14 protein-coding genes and 1 pseudogene are annotated in these 15,749 nt (G+C 68.5%); 8 read left to right on the forward strand and 7 right to left on the reverse strand.

Annotation, left to right across the window (positions count from 1 at the left end):
• Positions 1-14: 14 nt before the first annotated feature.
• Entirely contained in the window at positions 15-383 is a 369-nt protein-coding gene (locus G3M57_RS05430) for a hypothetical protein (protein WP_163229262.1), read from the forward strand.
• Between the two features lie 27 nt (positions 384-410).
• Here G3M57_RS05430 and G3M57_RS05435 read toward each other — a convergent pair whose 3' ends face one another.
• Complete coding sequence (locus G3M57_RS05435) at positions 411-659, reverse strand: hypothetical protein (protein ID WP_028041448.1); 249 nt, start codon at positions 657-659, stop codon at positions 411-413.
• A 164-nt stretch (positions 660-823) separates the two neighbouring features.
• Between G3M57_RS05435 and G3M57_RS05440 the strand changes: the two genes are divergently transcribed.
• The gene (locus tag G3M57_RS05440; RefSeq protein ID WP_163229264.1) at positions 824-1,627 is read left to right on the forward strand and encodes a MetQ/NlpA family ABC transporter substrate-binding protein; all 804 of its coding nucleotides are present in this window, start codon (positions 824-826) and stop codon (positions 1,625-1,627) included.
• Here the strand turns inward: G3M57_RS05440 and G3M57_RS05445 are convergent.
• Positions 1,624-2,127: a pyridoxamine 5'-phosphate oxidase family protein gene (locus tag G3M57_RS05445; protein ID WP_163229266.1), complete on the reverse strand. Its 504-nt coding sequence runs from the start codon at positions 2,125-2,127 to the stop codon at positions 1,624-1,626. The two genes, G3M57_RS05440 and G3M57_RS05445, sit on opposite strands and share 4 nt — an antisense overlap.
• A 195-nt stretch (positions 2,128-2,322) precedes the next feature.
• Between G3M57_RS05445 and G3M57_RS05450 the strand changes: the two genes are divergently transcribed.
• From G3M57_RS05450 to G3M57_RS05460, 3 genes are all read left to right on the forward strand, one after another.
• Complete coding sequence (locus G3M57_RS05450; RefSeq protein ID WP_163229268.1) at positions 2,323-3,066, forward strand: GntR family transcriptional regulator; 744 nt, start codon at positions 2,323-2,325, stop codon at positions 3,064-3,066.
• 177 nt (positions 3,067-3,243) lie between these two features.
• Complete coding sequence (locus G3M57_RS05455) at positions 3,244-5,655, forward strand: TonB-dependent siderophore receptor (protein WP_163229269.1); 2,412 nt, start codon at positions 3,244-3,246, stop codon at positions 5,653-5,655.
• Entirely contained in the window at positions 5,655-6,905 is a 1,251-nt protein-coding gene (locus G3M57_RS05460) for an MFS transporter (RefSeq protein ID WP_163229271.1), read from the forward strand. The genes G3M57_RS05455 and G3M57_RS05460 overlap by 1 nt, the downstream gene beginning before the upstream one ends.
• A gap of 67 nt (positions 6,906-6,972) precedes the next feature.
• Here G3M57_RS05460 and G3M57_RS05465 read toward each other — a convergent pair whose 3' ends face one another.
• Both G3M57_RS05465 and G3M57_RS05470 read right to left on the reverse strand, forming a co-directional pair.
• Positions 6,973-7,695, reverse strand: coding sequence for a TorF family putative porin (locus G3M57_RS05465; RefSeq protein ID WP_057183251.1), 723 nt, complete (start codon positions 7,693-7,695; stop codon positions 6,973-6,975).
• Between the two features lie 254 nt (positions 7,696-7,949).
• Positions 7,950-8,776, reverse strand: a pseudogene (locus G3M57_RS05470) (SDR family NAD(P)-dependent oxidoreductase).
• A gap of 70 nt (positions 8,777-8,846) precedes the next feature.
• Between G3M57_RS05470 and queF the strand changes: the two are divergent.
• The gene (queF, locus tag G3M57_RS05475) at positions 8,847-9,302 is read left to right on the forward strand and encodes a preQ(1) synthase (RefSeq protein ID WP_019848146.1); all 456 of its coding nucleotides are present in this window, start codon (positions 8,847-8,849) and stop codon (positions 9,300-9,302) included.
• A 150-nt stretch (positions 9,303-9,452) separates the two neighbouring features.
• Here queF and G3M57_RS05480 read toward each other — a convergent pair whose 3' ends face one another.
• A complete protein-coding gene (locus G3M57_RS05480) occupies positions 9,453-12,320 on the reverse strand; it encodes a TonB-dependent receptor (protein WP_230983961.1) in 2,868 nt (955 codons plus the stop codon).
• Between the two features lie 329 nt (positions 12,321-12,649).
• Positions 12,650-13,267, reverse strand: a complete 618-nt coding sequence (locus tag G3M57_RS05485; RefSeq protein WP_163229275.1) for a nitroreductase family protein — start codon at positions 13,265-13,267, stop codon at positions 12,650-12,652.
• A gap of 75 nt (positions 13,268-13,342) precedes the next feature.
• Here G3M57_RS05485 and G3M57_RS05490 point away from each other — a divergent pair, with 75 nt between their 5' ends.
• On the forward strand, positions 13,343-13,963 hold the full coding sequence (locus tag G3M57_RS05490) for an NUDIX domain-containing protein (RefSeq protein WP_163229277.1): 621 nt from the start codon (positions 13,343-13,345) through the stop codon (positions 13,961-13,963).
• Positions 13,964-14,063: 100 nt separating this feature from the next.
• Positions 14,064-14,894, forward strand: a complete 831-nt coding sequence (cysE, locus tag G3M57_RS05495; protein WP_056754055.1) for a serine O-acetyltransferase — start codon at positions 14,064-14,066, stop codon at positions 14,892-14,894.
• A 176-nt stretch (positions 14,895-15,070) separates the two neighbouring features.
• Here the strand turns inward: cysE and G3M57_RS05500 are convergent, their stop codons facing one another.
• Positions 15,071-15,745: a hypothetical protein gene (locus tag G3M57_RS05500; RefSeq protein WP_163229279.1), complete on the reverse strand. Its 675-nt coding sequence runs from the start codon at positions 15,743-15,745 to the stop codon at positions 15,071-15,073.
• Positions 15,746-15,749 lie beyond the last annotated feature (4 nt).

A 15,749-nucleotide genomic window follows, 5' to 3' on the forward strand; every position in this document is an offset into this window, starting at 1 on the left:
GCTAGAACGCCTCCATGACCGACAACGACATCCCCATCCTCTCCGCCCCGCCGCCCGAGCATTGGGACGAAAGCTTCGCCCGGGGCCTGGTCGGCAAGACCATGCTGGTCAACCTGACCTTCCTGGGCGCCGACGGCGACCTGGAGGGGCGCGAGGCCTTCTACGGCGTGGTGATCACCGCCGACGCGGAGGCGGGGATCCTGCTCGACCTGCTGGGCCCGCAGGACGGCGACACCACCACCCTGCCGCCCCAGACCTCGAACATCCGGACCGCAGAGCCCGGGCTCTATCCGCTGACCGACGGCGAGACGGTGGAGAACCCGGACTTCCTGTCCAACTGGACCATCCATGGGCCGGAAGAGCCGGCGAACGACCAGGAGTGAACCCTCTCCCTCTGGGAGCGGGTCTTCTTAAGCCTGGTCGAACGGGAACGGCAGTCGGCCGGCCTTGAACAGGATCAGCGGGTTCTCGTCGTAATCGCCCATCTCGACGTCGGCCGAGGCGGCGAAGGCGACGACGCCTTCGCGCAGGGGCGCCAAGCGCTCGGCCTTGCGGCGGGCTTCCTCGGCGTCCTTGCAGCCGACCTGCTGCTCGGCCTTCAGCCCCTTGCCGCGGCCGGCCTTGTAGGCTTGGACGATGTAGACGGTTTCTCTGGCCATCCCTATCCAGGCGACCGGTTCGCCGCCGGGGTCAAGGCGCGGCGGAAAACCATCCCAAGGCAAATGGTTCAAGACTCTGCGCACCGGTTCAGGAAAACTGATTTCCCGACCCGCCGGGAAGCGGGCAATACCCGACCCGTCCAGTCGTCTTAACGGAGCCGTTCATGCTCGCCCGCCGCGCCCTTCTCGCCAGCCTCGCCGTCCTGTCCCTCGCGGCCTGCGGCCAGAAGCCCGCCGCCAGCGGCGCCAGCGACACCCTGACCGTGGCCGCCACCGCCGTGCCCCATGCCGAGGTGCTGGAGTTCATCAAGCCGAAGCTGGCGGCGCAGGGGCTGAAGATCGACATCAAGGTCTTCAACGACTACGTCCAGCCCAACATCCAGGTGGCCGAGAAGCGCCTGGACGTGAACTACTTCCAGACCCTGCCGTACCTGGAGACCTTCAACGCCGACAAGGGCACCACCCTGATCCCGGTGATCGGCGTGCACATCGAGCCGCTGGGCGCCTATTCGCGCAAGGTCAAGGCGATCGGCGCGCTGCCTGACGGCGCCGTCGTAGCCATCCCCAACGAGGGCAGCAACGAGGGCCGGGCCCTGCTGCTGCTGGCCCGCAACGGCGTGATCACCCTGGGCGACCCCAACAAGGCGCTGTCGACCCTCAAGGACATCACCGCCAATCCGAAGAACCTGAAGTTCAAGGAATTGGAGGGCGCGACCCTGCCGCGCGTGCTCGACCAGGTCGACCTGGCGGTGATCAACACCAACTACGCCCTCGACGCCAAGCTGGACCCATCGAAGGACGCCCTGCTGATCGAGGACAAGAACAGCCCCTATGTGAACTACCTGGTCGGCCGGCCCGACAACAAGGACGATCCCCGCGTCCAGAAGCTGGCCAAGGCCCTGACCTCGCCCGAGGTGAAGGCGTTCATGGAGCAGAAGTACCACGGCGCGGTGGTGCCGGCGTTCTAGGGCGTCTCTTCGGCCGGCAGGAGCGCGCTGGTCAGCGGGTCCACCCGCAGCAGCACGGGCCGGTCCAGGCCGCTGTGGGGATCAATCACCGACATCACCAGCGGCGTGGCCCTCATCACGGCCACCGAGGCTCCTTGCGGCGTGAAGACCTCCTGTTCGGGATAGCGCGCCACGAGCATGGTGTTGAGCCGGCGGACCTCGTCGGAGGCGGTGACCTCGACGGCCTTGGCCGCCAGGGATAAGCCGCGAAGATCGGGGCCGTCGCCGTCGTGCCGCCCGATCGCGATCGAGATCCGGGGATCTCGCTGCATGTTGGCGAGCTTCTGTCCGTCGCGGGCGATGGCGAAATACAGCGTCAGGCCGTCATACATGTAGCCAACCAAGGTCGCCTGCGGCCAGCCGTCAGGGCGCAGGGTGGCCACGGCCATGACGCGGTTTTCCGAGAGGATCCTCAGCACGGTTTCCTTGAGGGCTTCGGCGTTGATATCTGTCGATTGCATTGGCGTCTCCTGGCCGCTCGCCGACAGCGTCCCTGTGCGGGGGCCGCGTAGACCTTGGCGAAGACGGAGCGCGCCAGGGTAGCACGAATGCCGGTCGCCCGTTGGCTCTTGCCAAATCGCGTCCTGGCCTCGCCTGACATTTCACACTACATATCAGGGCGCGATGACCTTCGGAGCCCCGCCTTGCGACAGTTGATGGCCCCTGACGACGCCCTGGCCGGCGGCCAAACCGCTGGCGGCCGCGAGCGGATGCTGGTGCTGGACGTCTGTTCGTCCTCGGGGCTGGAGGACTGGTCGCCCGATCTGCAGAAGGCCAAGGTCTACGAGCGCATCCTGCTGGACCTGATCCTGGGGCGCCTGGCGCCGGGCGCGCGGTTGGACGAGCAGTCGCTGGCGGCGCGCTACGACGCGGGCCTGGCCGGGGTGCGCGACGCCCTGGGGCGCCTGGCCCTGGAAGGGCTGGTGATCCGCCGCGCCCGTTCGGGCACCACCGTCGCGCCGCTGGACCTTGTCGAACTGCGCCAGGGCTACGAGGCCCGGGCCCTGATCGAGCCGCATTGCGCGAGCCTGGCCGCCAAGCACGCCAGCAAGGCCGAGGCCGACGGCATCCGCGCGGCCTTCGACGGCGGCGAGCAGGCCGCGCGCGACCGCGACCTGCCGGCCCTGGTGGCCATGGACCAGCGCTTCCACGCCGCCGTGGCCCGGGCTGGCGGCAACATGGCCCTGGCCCGCATCCTCATCCCCCTGCAGCACAAGGCCGCCCGCTACTGGGTGTTCTCGTTCGGCGCGGCCACCGAGGCCGAACTGATCGCCGACGTCGAGCAGCATCGCGCCGTGGCCGAGGTGATCGCTCGCGGCGATGTGGAGGGCGCCCGACTGGCCATGATGCGCGTGCTCAACATCATGCCCGAGGCGACCCGGCCGATGGTCCAGGGCTAGGCTACGATGGGAGCAGGCGCATGCGCCTGCTCCCATCGGTATCCGCCGCCATGGTTTTCCTAATCGCGCCTTTAATATAATTCTTTCTGAAATGTCAGATAACGTTTTGACGAACGTTGCGTAAGGTCGCAATGGCTAGCTTCACCGCCTTCCTGCGGCGGACCTGGAGCTCTGACGATGTCGATCCGCGCTTGCCTGCTCGCCTCCGCCATGGCTGTCGGCGTTCTTGCTTCGGGCCAGGCCTTTGCGCGGGACGGGGCGGGGGAGGCTCCCCAGGCCGACGCCGTCGATGCGGTGATCGTCCTGGCGCGCGACAAGGCCGGCCTGCTGGAGAAGCGGCCCAGCACCACGGTGTTCGGCCTGGAGAAGCCGCTGCTGGAGACGCCGCGCTCTGCCAGCTTCGTCAGCGACATCACCCTGACCCGCTACGGCATCGAGACGCTCGACGGCCTGACCGCCGTCTCGCCGGGAACCTACACGGCCAGCTTCTACGGCGTGCCGGGCGCCCTCAACATTCGCGGCACCCTGGCCGAGAACTATTTCCGCGGCTTCAAGCGGGTCGAGAACCGCGGCACCTATTCGACGCCGATCGGCGGGGCGGCCCAGATCGAGATCGTGCGCGGCCCCCCGACGCCGATCTACGGCGCGGGCAAGGTCGGCGGCCTGCTGAACTTCATTCCCAAGTCCGCCCGGGACGAGGGGCGGTTCCTGACCAACCCCAAGGGCGAGATCACCGCCACCTTCGGGACCTATGACAAGAAGAACCTGACCGGCCAGGTCGCCCTGCCGGTCAGGCTGGGGGCGGCCGATGGCGGGATCTACGCCTATGGCGAGATCGACGATTCCAAGAGCTTCTATCGCGGCCTGCATCCCAAGCGGCAACTGGCGGAGGTGTCGGCGGACTTCGACTTGAACAACGGCTGGAGCACGGCCTTCGGCGGCATGGTCTACCACTCGACCGGCGACATCCAGACGCCGGGCTGGAACCGCCTGACCCAGGACCTGATCGACCACGGGACCTATGTCACCGGCCGCGACACTAGCCTGGTCGACGCGGACGGCAACGGCCGGATCACGCCCGGCGAGGTGGGCCCGTACCCGTTCGGCAGTTCGCTGTACATTCCGTACTACGGCTTCCCGGCCACCGACGCCAACCACACGCTGGACACGGGCTTGGGGACCACGAAGCTCGACCCGCGCACCGTCTATGTCAGCGCCGCCGACTTTTCCAAGACCTGGACCAACACGCTCTATTTCGACCTGGCCAAGCGGTTCGACGACGACAGCGTGCTGAAGCTGCAGTTGTTCTATGACGACCAGGACAACAAGCGCTTCGTCTCGTACGGCTATCCCGCCTGGTTCAAGAGCTCGGTCTGGGAGGCGCGGGCCAGCTACGCCTTCAAGCGCGAGTTCGGGGCGGTCGGCGCCAGCACGATCGTCGGCGCGAGTTACCGCGAATTCCAGGGCCGCCGGCGCGAGAGCTTCAACAGCGGCCTGATCGCCATCGACCGCCGCGACATCTCGGTCGGCGCCCAGCCCAACGACATCATCGACAGCCCCTTCAGCGCCGAGCCCGCCGGCGTCCAGGGCCTGGACTGGGAGAACGACAACCGAGGTACGTGGAGCCAGACGGGGCTGTTTTTCACCAGCGACGTCAAGCTGACGCCCCGCCTGACCCTGACCCTGGGCGGTCGCTACGATTGGTACGACGTGGCCGCGCACGACACCGGCGTCCTGCCCTTCACCGTCACGGGCCGCCAGACCGACGACCGGGGGAAGGGGACCTACGGCGCCAGCCTGACCTATCAGACGCCCGTCGGCCTGATGCCTTATATCAGCTACGCCAAGGCTTCGGCGCTCGAGGTCAGCCAGGCCGGCGAGATCGCCCCGGGCCTGGTCGCCGACGGTTCGTGGCTGTCGGACAGCGACCTGGCCGAGGCCGGCGTCAAGTTCCAGCTGCTGCGCGGAACCCTGGTCGGCTCGCTGGCGGCCTACCGCCAGAACCGCACCCAGCTGTTGGGCCTGACGCCCGTCGTCCAGGGCACGCGCGCCAAGGGTGTCGAGCTGGAGGTCCGCTGGCTGGCCTCGGAGCACTTCAGCTTCACCGCCACGGGCAACGCCCAGCACACCACGGTCAAGGGGCCGGACACCTCGTTCCAGTACATCCCCGCCTATACCGCGGGCGTGCCCGGGGCCCAGGGCTATGGCGGCAGCTATGTCGTCTGGACGTTCAGCGGCCTGCCGGGGCGCGGCGGCGACTACGACTACACGCTGATCCCCAAGTCGGTGGTCAGCCTCTACGGCGCCTATACCAGCGACCAGCACGACTGGGGTCAGGCCGGGGCGACCCTGGGCGTCACCCACGTGACCAAGACCTCGGGCACGGTGCAGGATGCGGTGACCTATCCCGCCTACGCCGTGGTCAACGCCTCGGCCTATCTGACGCGCGGGCCGTACACCGCCGAGCTCAACATCGATAATCTGTTCGACAAGCTCTATTTCACCCCGGACGCCGACACCTATGCCAATCTCGGGGCCTTGCCCGGCAAGGGGCGGGAATGGCGCGTGACCCTGAAGCGGACGTTCTGATGACCTCCACCCCATTTCGGCCCTGGCTTCTGGTCGGCGTGTTCAGCCTGCTGCTGTTCCTGATCACGGCGGCGACCTATTCGTCGCTGGGCGTGGTGATCCCGGCCATGGTCCCGGAACTGGGCTGGAGCTGGGAGCACGCCTTCCTGGGCTTCACGATCCTGGGGGTGTTCACCGGCCTGTCGTCCTGGCTGCCCGCCCTGCTGATCCGGCGAATGGGCGTGAGGGGGACGGTCCTGGCCGGCGTGGCGGTGATGGCGGGCGGGCTGTTCTGCCTGTCGCGGGTTCACGCCCTGCCGATCTACTACTTCGGGACAGCCCTGTGCGGGATCGGCTTCCAGATGGCCGCCCTGATCCCCGGCACCCACGTGCTGTCGGCGATCTTCAAGCAACGGGCCCTGCCGTTCGGGATCTATTTCACCTTCGGCGCCCTGGGCGGGGTGGCGGGGCCGTGGATGGTGGTGAGCGCCCTGTCGGCGACCCACAACGACTGGCGGCTCTACTGGGGGCTGCAGGCGATTGCGGTGGGCCTGGTCGGGCTGGTCTGCGCGGTCGCCGTGGGCGGGCCGCGCTGGCTGGAGCAGGCCGGGGCCGCCCTGGACCGGGAGCTGGACGCCCAGGCCGCGGCGGGCGAGACGCCCAGCCACGTCTACCATACCGACCACGAATGGAGCATCCGCGACGCGGTGCGCACGCCGCAGTTCTACGTGCTGCTGGCCGCCTATTTCAGCCACCTGCTGGCGGGAATCAGCGCCGCCAGCCTGACCCAGGCCCACCTGACGCAGATGGGCGTCGCCGGGGCGGTGGCGGCGGGCATGCTCAGCCTGGAAGGCGGCATGCAGGTGGTCGCGCGGCTGGGCGGCGGCGCGATCGGCGACCGGCTCGATCCGCGCTGGCTGCTGGTGTTCGCCCAGGGGCTGCTGGTGGTGGGGTTGCTGGCCCTGTCGCGGGCGACGACGCCGCTGCTGCTGACGCTGTACGCGGTCGGGGTGGGGATCGGCTTTGGCCTGACGGTGCTGGCCGTGAGCCTGCTGCTGCTGAACTATTTCGGACGCCGCAACAATGTCGAGCTGTTCTCCCTGACCTGCCTGATCGGGGCGGTGTCGGCGGCGGGGCCGTTCATCGGCGGCGCGATCCGCGATCGGGTCGGTTCGTTCACCCCGGCGTTCCAGCTGTTCGCCGCCCTGACCGCGGTAGTGTTCCTGGCGGCGCTGTTCATGCGGCCGCCGCGGCCGAAGGCCGTCGCCTGATCCACCGGCAAAGAAAAAGCCGCCCCGACCGAAGTCGGGGCGGCTTCATCAGATCGTGTCGAGACGCTTAGAACGCGACCTTCAGCGAGGCGGTGACCGCCGCGTGATAGATCGAGCCGTAGTCGCTCTTGTTGGTGTCCGAGTAGCGGATGTCGGCGCTGACGTGGTCGGTGATCGCGGCGGTGACGCCGGCGTTCCAGGTCACGTAGCTGTCGGTCGCGCCGCCGAAGTAGGTCGAGGCGTCGACTTCCTGACGGCCAACGGCGCCGCTCAGGGTCAGCTTCTCGCCGATCGGGGCCGAGCCGTTCAGTTCGTAGTACAGCGCTTCGCCGCCGTCGCCCGGGAATTCCGGCGAGTAGTAGACGGCCGCGCCGACGGTGGCCGGGCCAACGGCGGTCGAGGCCGCGGCCTTGACTTCCGTATAGCTGTACGAGCCCGGAGCGCCGTTCTTGTCCTTGGTGTAGCCGTAGTAGATCACGCCCAGGTCGAGGTTGAAGGCGCCGACGGTCGGCTTCACACCGGCGTAGACGTCGATTTCCTGGTCGGGGTTCGGGGTGCCGAAGTCGACGTTCGACGTCCAGACGCCCGCATAGCCGATGCCGTAGGTGGCGTCGACGCCGCCGAACACCTGGCCCTTGGTGTTGGTGTTGCTGACGCCGCGGAAGATGTAGTCGCTGGCCACGCCGACGTTGTACGACAGCTTCAAGCCGCTTTCGTCCTGCGCCATCGCGGCGCCGCCCATGGCGACCGAAGCAGCAGCGGCGACCAGCGCCAGTTTCAGAAACTTCATGTGTCTATCCCCTTTTATTCTGTTTTGTCGGCGGGAGGGTATGGAGCCCTCGCCGATCAGCGACGCCTGCAAGCGCGTTGAACACGACAGCAGTAGTTGTCGGCCAAGCCTTTGTTGCAATCTTGCTGGTCAAATCACCAGCAGAAAGCATGCCGCAGGCACAAAGTTTGGGCGGAGTGTGACGATTTTGCTTCAGAAGTGGCGTCGGGCGCCACAGTGTCAACGGAACGATTGTTTCGGCTTTACCTGCGGCTTTAGCGCATCGCCAGACTCGCTCCGCCCAGGTGCAGGCCGGCGTCGACCAGCAGGGTCTCGCCGGTGACGTGGCGCGAGGCGGGCGAGGCCAGGAACACGGCGGCGCCGGCGATGTCCTCCGCGGTGGAGGCGACCTTCAGCGGCGTCGCGGCGGCCGATCGGGCGCGCAAGCGGTCGGTGCGCTCCTCGTCCATGACCTTGCTGAACCACGGGGTGTCGATGAAGCCCGGACAGACGGCGTTGACCCGGATACGCGGGGCCAGCGCCCGGGCCAGCGACAAGGTCATGGTCGTCAGGGCGCCCTTGGACGCGGCGTAGGGCACCGATGAACCGTTACCCACCACCCCGGCGATCGAGGCGGTGTTGACCACGGCGCCCGGCTGCGGCGCGGCTTCCAGCAGGCTGCGGGGGCCGCGCGGACCATCTGGAAGGCGCCGACCACGTTGACCGCGTAGAGCCGCAGGAAGTCCTCGGCGTCGACCGCGTCGAGGTCGGCGTGGTCGGGGGCGAACTTGGTGATCCCGGCGTTGTTGAACAGGGCGTCGATCCGGCCCGAGCCCGCCGCCGTCTCGGCGATCCGGCGGCAGTCGGTGTCCTGGGCGACGTCGCCTTGGACCAGGACGGCCTTGGCGCCCTCGGCCTCGACCAGGCCGGCGGTCTCCTCGGCCTCCTGCGCGCTGCGGGCGAAATTGACCACCACCAGGCCGGCGCCGCGCCGCGCGGTCTCGACCGCCATGGCCCGGCCCAGGCCCGTGGAGGCCCCGGTGACCACCACCGTGAAGCCGTCGAAGTCGCGTCCGCTCATCGCCTGTTTCCGTCCCAACATCTGTTTGACGCCACGATAGCGACGCCGCGCGCGCTTGTCTCGCGCGGGCGCGGGGCCTAGATGACCGCCCATGACCGAACTTCATGTGACCCAGCTGGGCCAGGTGGTCGAGCCCGCCGCCAGCCCCGACCAGGCCGTTCTCGAGCGCGTGCCCAATCCGCAGAGCGACGTGACCTACCTGGCGCGCTTCGTGGCTCCCGAATTCACCTCGCTGTGCCCGGTGACCGGCCAGCCCGACTTCGCGCACCTGGTGATCGACTACGCGCCGGGCGACTGGCTGATCGAGAGCAAGTCGCTGAAGCTGTACCTGACCAGCTTCCGCAACCACGGCTCGTTCCACGAGGACTGCACGGTCAAGATCGGCCGCAAGATCGTCGAGATCGCGGCCCCGCGTTGGCTGCGCATCGGCGGCTACTGGTACCCGCGCGGCGGCATTCCGATCGACGTGTTCTGGCAGACCGGTCCGGCGCCGGAGGGTTTGTGGGTCCCCGACCAGGGCGTGGCGCCCTATCGCGGCCGGGGCTGAGGGCCTTTCAGAGCCAAATAGGCGCTGCGCGTGGTCCTCGTCCTTCGACAAGCTCAAGATGAGGACCATTCTCTAGGCAGCATTCGAAAACCTCTTCCTGAGCTTGTCGAAGGACGAGGTTTTCGCTTCCGGGGTAGAGCGTCGAAAGGCCTAGCGCGGTGACGGCGCCGGCTGCTGCGCCGGCGGCGGCGTGGGGACCGCCGGCGGCCGCTGGCCGGGGGGCTGGACGGGGCGCGAAGGGCCGATCAGCTTGCGGAAGCTGATGCGCACGGTCCGGCCGATCGGGTCGCGAAAGTCCGGCTGGTAGGCCTGGGGCGTCAGGCCCAGGCGGTCGTGCACGTCCTGGCGGGTGTCGAACAGGTTCTGGGCCTGCAGCTGCACCCGCGAGCCGCGCAACCACGGGTGAGCGCGCAGCAGGTCCGGGCGCGACGACAGATCGGCGAACAGGTTCAGGCTGAACGTCGACTGGTCGCTGAAGAACAGATCCTGCTGGGTGGTCGCGCCGTTCAGGCGATAGCCGCTGCGCCAGCTGCCGTTCAGGAACGCGCCCATGCCGCTCTTGAAGACGCCGACCTGCAACTGGACCTCGTGCTCGGGCCCGGCGCCCGAGCCGCCGTCCAGGCGGTCGATGACCGGCAGGCCGTCGCGGATGGTCACCTCGTCCTTCAGTTTCCAGGTGTGGTAGAGCGAGACCTGGAACTGCCCTTGGCCGGGGCGCGGGCCGCCGCGGAAACCGCCGCCGCCACGGAAACCGCCACCGCCGCCGCCCCCGCCCGCGCCGGGACCGCCGTCAGGTCCGCGGCCGCCGTCAGGACCACGCCCGGGGCCGCCGGGAGGCGGTCCGCCGCCGAAGCCCGGCAGGCCGGCGCGCGGCTTGCCGAACGGCCGTGACAGGTTGAACCCCCACCGAATCTGTTCCTGCTCCGACTTGGCGTAGTTCACCGGACGCGAGTCGACCGAGATCAGCCGGCCGTTGGCGTCGCGGACGATCCGATCGGGGAAGGCCTGCTCGATGTCGGCGGTGATGGCTGGGAAGCTGTTGATCGAGTCGTCGATCCGCGTGGCCGTGTAGTTGGCGCTGATCTGCAGGTTGGTCTTGGCGTCCTTGGGCAGCGGCCGGATGTTGACGCTCAGCTTCATCACCTGGCGGCTGTCGGACACCAGGTTCGGATTGCCGCCCTCGACCCGCGTCGCCAGCACCGACTGACCGGTCCTGAAGTCGTAGATCGAGACGTTCGGCGTCGACAGGATCGGGTCGTTCAGCTGCGACGGCGTAGGGGCGCCGTCCTCGCTGGTGTAGCTGACCAGGAAGCTGAGCGGATTGATCGGCGACCAGTTGGCGCCGGCGCCCAGGGTGGTCAGTCCGCCGAAGTCCGACAGCTGCTCGTACTGGCCGTTGAAGTTGATCGACAGGTCGCCCAGCGCCGGCAGCACGCCCTTGTCGCGGTCGGCGATCGGCACGTTGAGACTGCCCTGCAGGTTGCCGCTGGTGCGCGAGATGTCGCGGTCGACCGCTGTCCCCCGGCGGACGCTGCGCGAGTCCAGCGTCTGGGTGTCGGCGCCGACCTTGAACGTGGTCGAGACGCCGCCGGCCGGGGCCTGCAGCAGGTTGCCGACGAACACCACCTCGGCGTTGGCGGTGTTCGAGGTCGACTTGGCGGTGTCGGGCGAGACCCGGGCCAGCAGGTTGGAGGGGATGTTGCCGAACGGGTTGACCGCCGGGTCGCCGGCGGCGACGGCGGCGATGAACGCCGCCGCGTCCAGGCCCCGGCCGGTGGTGGTGTCGCTGGTCGAATAGACGTAGCCGCCGGTGGCGCTCCAGCGCCAGTCCTTGATCCGGCCGTTGGCTGCGGCCGACACCGTCGCCTTCTGGGTGTCGACCTTGCGGGTCATCGAGACGTAGTCGTCGGCGTAGCGATAGAGCTCGACGTTCTGGCTGAACGGCGAGAACGGGCTGCCGGCCGGCACGACCACGTGGACGTCGGGATCGTCGGGGTCCTTCGGCAGGCCGCGGAGGCCGGGCAGGCCCAGATAGCTGAGTGTGCTGCTGTCGTCGAAGCCGCCGCTGATCGTGACCATGGAGGACTTGCCCAGCGGGCGGGTGACCGCGCCGGTCAGGCTGGCGGTGGTGCTCCGGGGCGCCAGGCTGCGCCAAGCGGTCAGGTCGTCGCTGGCGGCGGTCCCGGCGCCGGTCGCGAAATCGGCCAGGGTGGGCCGGCCGCCGAGGGCCGAGGTCGGCACGGGCGCGACGGTGACCGGCGCGCCGACCAGGGCGGTCAGGTTCGGGTCGATCGGCGTCACGCTCCGGGTGGGCTTGCCGGTCAACGGGTCGAGCTGGGGCATGCCCGTGACGTTGCCGGTCAGGTCGTAGGGCTGGCCCGACGGCGTGCGCACGATGTTCCGGTCGTCCTCGAACAGGGCGGTGTCGTGCGTGACCTTGCCGTTGAACAGCCAGCGATTGTCGCCCTGGACCCGGAAGAAGGTGCTCTGCAGGTCGGTCGAGGTGCGGTCGCCGGCGGTTGGGACCTTGACCCCGGCCTCGGTGGTCAGGGCGCGGAAGCGGCGGCGCAGGACGATGTTCACCACCCGCTGGTCGGCGCGGTAGCCATAGGTCAGCGACACTTCCTCGGGCAGGATCTCGAAGCGCTCGATGGCTTCGGGCGGGATGTCGCGGATCTCCTGGAAGCCCGAGATGCGGCGGCCGTTGACCAGCATCACCGGCTGGCCGTCGCCGCGGCTCTGGCTGGTGCGCAGCTGTGGCTCCAGGAAGGCCATCAGCTCCGAAATGCTGCCGGCTCCGTAGGCGCGAATCTGGGCCGGGTTCAGGGTCAGTTCGGGCTTGATGTCGCCCTCGACCGAGCCGCGCGGCTTGCCGGCCACCACCTCGACCGCGTCGACCTCGGCGGCGTACGGGTCCGCGTCGGCCCGCGCGGCCTGTTGCGGCGTCTGCCGTACCTGGGTTGCAGGTTCCTGCTGCGCGGGCGCGGCTTCGGGCGCGCCGTCAAGGGCGGCGGCCATGCCAAGAATCAGGAGAGAGAGCGTCATAAACCCCGTCGGCCGTAAAAAGTTGGTCGGCGTGTAGGTACGCAGACATCGTCGAGCTTGGCCTTAGGCAACGCAAGGCCACATCACAAGTTACCGATGCTTAAGGTCGATTTGATGCAGGACTGTTACACAAGATGTCGCGCCTGATGCACGGCGAAGCCTGCGCCCCGCAAGTCCCACGCCTTGGGATTTGAGACTAGTCAGGTGGCGATTCTATGGCGTGTGGCCGCTATTCCAGCCGCGCTCTCCTGTCCGAACGCCTCGGACCGATGCGAAAACGCCACAGGCGTCCGGCGCGGCGCTCAGTCGGCGGACCATTCGGTGGTGATCGCCGCCACGTCCGGCCGCACCCGCTCCTGCGGGGCCTCGGTCGAGGTCCCCAGATAGAGGAAGCCGGCCACCCGTTCCTCGTCAGCCAGGCCGAGAATGGCCTGGGCGCGCGGGTCATAGGCGTACCAGTCGGTGATCCAGTTGGCGCCCCAGCCCATGGCGGCGGCGGCCAGCAGCATCTGCTGGCAGACGGCCGAAGCGCTCTGGCGCTGCTCCCATTCGGGGATCTCGCCGGGGATGTGGCGGGAAATGACCGCGACGGCGACCGGCGGGCGGGTCAGCTTGCGCAGGGCGGCGTTGGCCTTGGCGGGATTGGCCTGGCTGTCGGCGAGGGCGGTGATCTTCTCGGCGAAGGCGTCCTTGGCCGAGCCGCGCAGGATCACGAACCGCCAGGGGGCCAGCTTGCCGTGGTCCGGCACCCGGGCGGCCAGGCGCAGCAGGTCGGCCAGCTGGGCGTCGTCCGGTCCCGGCGCCGTCAGGCTCATGGCCGAGGCCGACCGCCGCCGGGCCAGGAAGTCCAGCACGGCCGGCGACGGCGCGATCGGCAGCACTTCGCCGAATTCTGGGGCAGGGGGAACAGAACCGGCCAAGACGACCTCCGGGAAGCACGATAAGCAGCACACCTATGGCCGAGCCCCGGCCGCCACAAGTCGCGAGTCGTTCGCATGTCCGAAAAACCCTCTTGGCTCAAAGCGCACGGGACGCCGTGGGGCGTCACCCGGGAAACCGTCGTCTACGACAATCCCTGGATCACCCTGACCGAGTACGACGCCGTCGCGCCCACCGGCCGGCCGGCCCTGTACGGCAAGGTGACGTTCAAGAACCGGGCGATCGGCGTCGTGCCGCTGCACGCCGACGGCACGGTCACCCTGGTGGGCCAGAACCGCTTTCCCCACGCCAACTACAGCTGGGAGATCCCCGAGGGCGGCGCGCCGCTGGACGAGGATCCGCTGGACGGCGCCAAGCGCGAACTGGCCGAGGAGGTCGGGCTGCAGGCCGCCGACTGGCGGCTGATCCTGACCATGGAGCTGTCCAACTCGATCACCGACGAGATCTGCCACGGCTACCTGGCGATGGACCTGACGCCGACGGCCACAGCGCCCGACGACACCGAGGACCTGGCCATAGCCCGCGTGCCGTTCGGCCAGGCCCTCGACGCGGCGGTGTCCGGCCACATGCCGGACTCCTTGACGGTGGCTTTACTGCTGCGGGTGCACCATATGGCGGTGAAGGGCCAGTTGCCGGCCGACCTGGCGCGACTTGTGCTGGCCGACGCGCGGTCTTAAGTGGCGAACGGATCGGCGGCATGGCCGTCGGATCCGAAGGCCGTCCTGGAGCATTTCCAAAAAAGATGCTCTAGTGTCGGCGTGGGCGAGGGAGATCCCGGTGGCCAAACATCTCGAGGTCGTGACGCAGGAAACGACGCCGCCCGTCTGGGCCGCCCTGCGCAACCAGGCCGAACACGCCGCCAAGGCCGAGCCGGCCCTGGCCTCGCTGCTCAACGCCGTGATCCTCAGTCACGACAATATCGCCGACGCCCTGACCTTCCAGCTGGCGCGCAAGCTGGGTGACCAGGAAATGCGGGCGATGACGGCGCGCGAGTTCGCCGCCGACGCCTTCAACTCCGATCCGGCCCTGATCGCCGCCGCCGAGGCCGACCTGATGGCGGTGTTTGAGCGCGACCCGGCCACCAAGGGCTATGTCCAGCCGTTCCTGTTCTTCAAGGGCTTCCTGGCCCTGCAGACGCACCGCGTGTCGCACTGGCTGTGGAGCCAGGGCCGTGAGACCCTGGCCTTCTACCTGCAGAGCCGGGCCAGCGAGGTCTTCCAGGTCGATATCAACCCCGCCGCCCGCATCGGCCAGGGCGTGTTCATCGACCACGGCACCGGGATCGTCATCGGCGAGACCGCGGTGGTCGGGGACGACGTCTCGATGCTCCATGGCGTCACGCTGGGCGGCACCGGCGCCGAGCGCGGCGACCGCCACCCCAAGATCGGCAAGGGCGTGCTGCTGGGCGCGGGCTCCAAGGTGCTGGGCAACATCACGGTCGGCGACTACGCCAAGGTGGCGTCCGGCTCGGTGGTGCTCAAGCCGATCCCGCCGCACTGCACGGCCGCCGGCGTGCCGGCCCGCATCGTCAACTGCCCGACCTGCGAAGAGCCGGCCCGGACGATGGACCATACGCTGGCCGACGTGGTCTACGACTACGTGATCTGAGGCCGATCGGCGTTCAACGCCGTGCGTGGTCCTCGTCCTTCGACAAGCTCAGGATGAGGACCATTCACGAAGCCCGGCAGTAGAAAACCTCATCCGGAGCTTGTCGAAGGACGAGGTTTTCGCCCCCCCCCGAGAGCTGAACGTCCATCCGCTTCAGCACGAAGCGATCGCGAAGCTCACTCGGCTGGCGGCAGCGCCGCCAGCCTGGCCTCGAAGTCGCGGACCAGGTCCGGATCGGCGTCGTGGCGGTGCTTTTCGAGGAAGACGGTCAAGGCCCTGCGATATTCCGCGATGAACGCGGCGTTGCCCGGGCTGGCCGCGAACTGGTTGGCCGCCTTGTCGACCGGCCCGCGGTCCATGCCGATCCGGTAGACTTTTCCGTAGGGCGACAGGTCGCGCATGATGGCAATGTTGCGCGGGAACCCCGGAATGTACTTGGCGACGAACATCTCGCCCTCGGGCGGGATCAGGATTTCGTTGGTGATCGGATAGATGCTGGCGGACATGGTGGTGAACCCCGTCACCACATCGCGGCCGTCCGCTGTCTTCAGCACTGCGTCGTAGGCCCATATGGGCTGGTCGTTGAGCGTGGAGCTGGTCTCCCGCGAATGGGTCACCACCGCCGCGCCGGTTTCCCCGAAGGCGTTGAGGAACAGCGCGTTGAAGATGTGGCCGGTGAAGAAGTTGGCGATGCCGAAAAAGAAGAACGGCGCCATCAGCGCGTACCAGCCGAGCTGACGCCGCCATGTCGCCATCGCCCGTCCCAGCGTGGCGCCAACGAGCACCAGGACAGGCCACGACCAGAACGGGTGGTGGGCGAGGAAGTACAGGATCGCCGACAGGGTCGCCATGAGG

The sequence above is a fragment of the Caulobacter rhizosphaerae genome (genome assembly GCF_010977555.1).
Classification (GTDB): domain Bacteria; phylum Pseudomonadota; class Alphaproteobacteria; order Caulobacterales; family Caulobacteraceae; genus Caulobacter; species Caulobacter rhizosphaerae.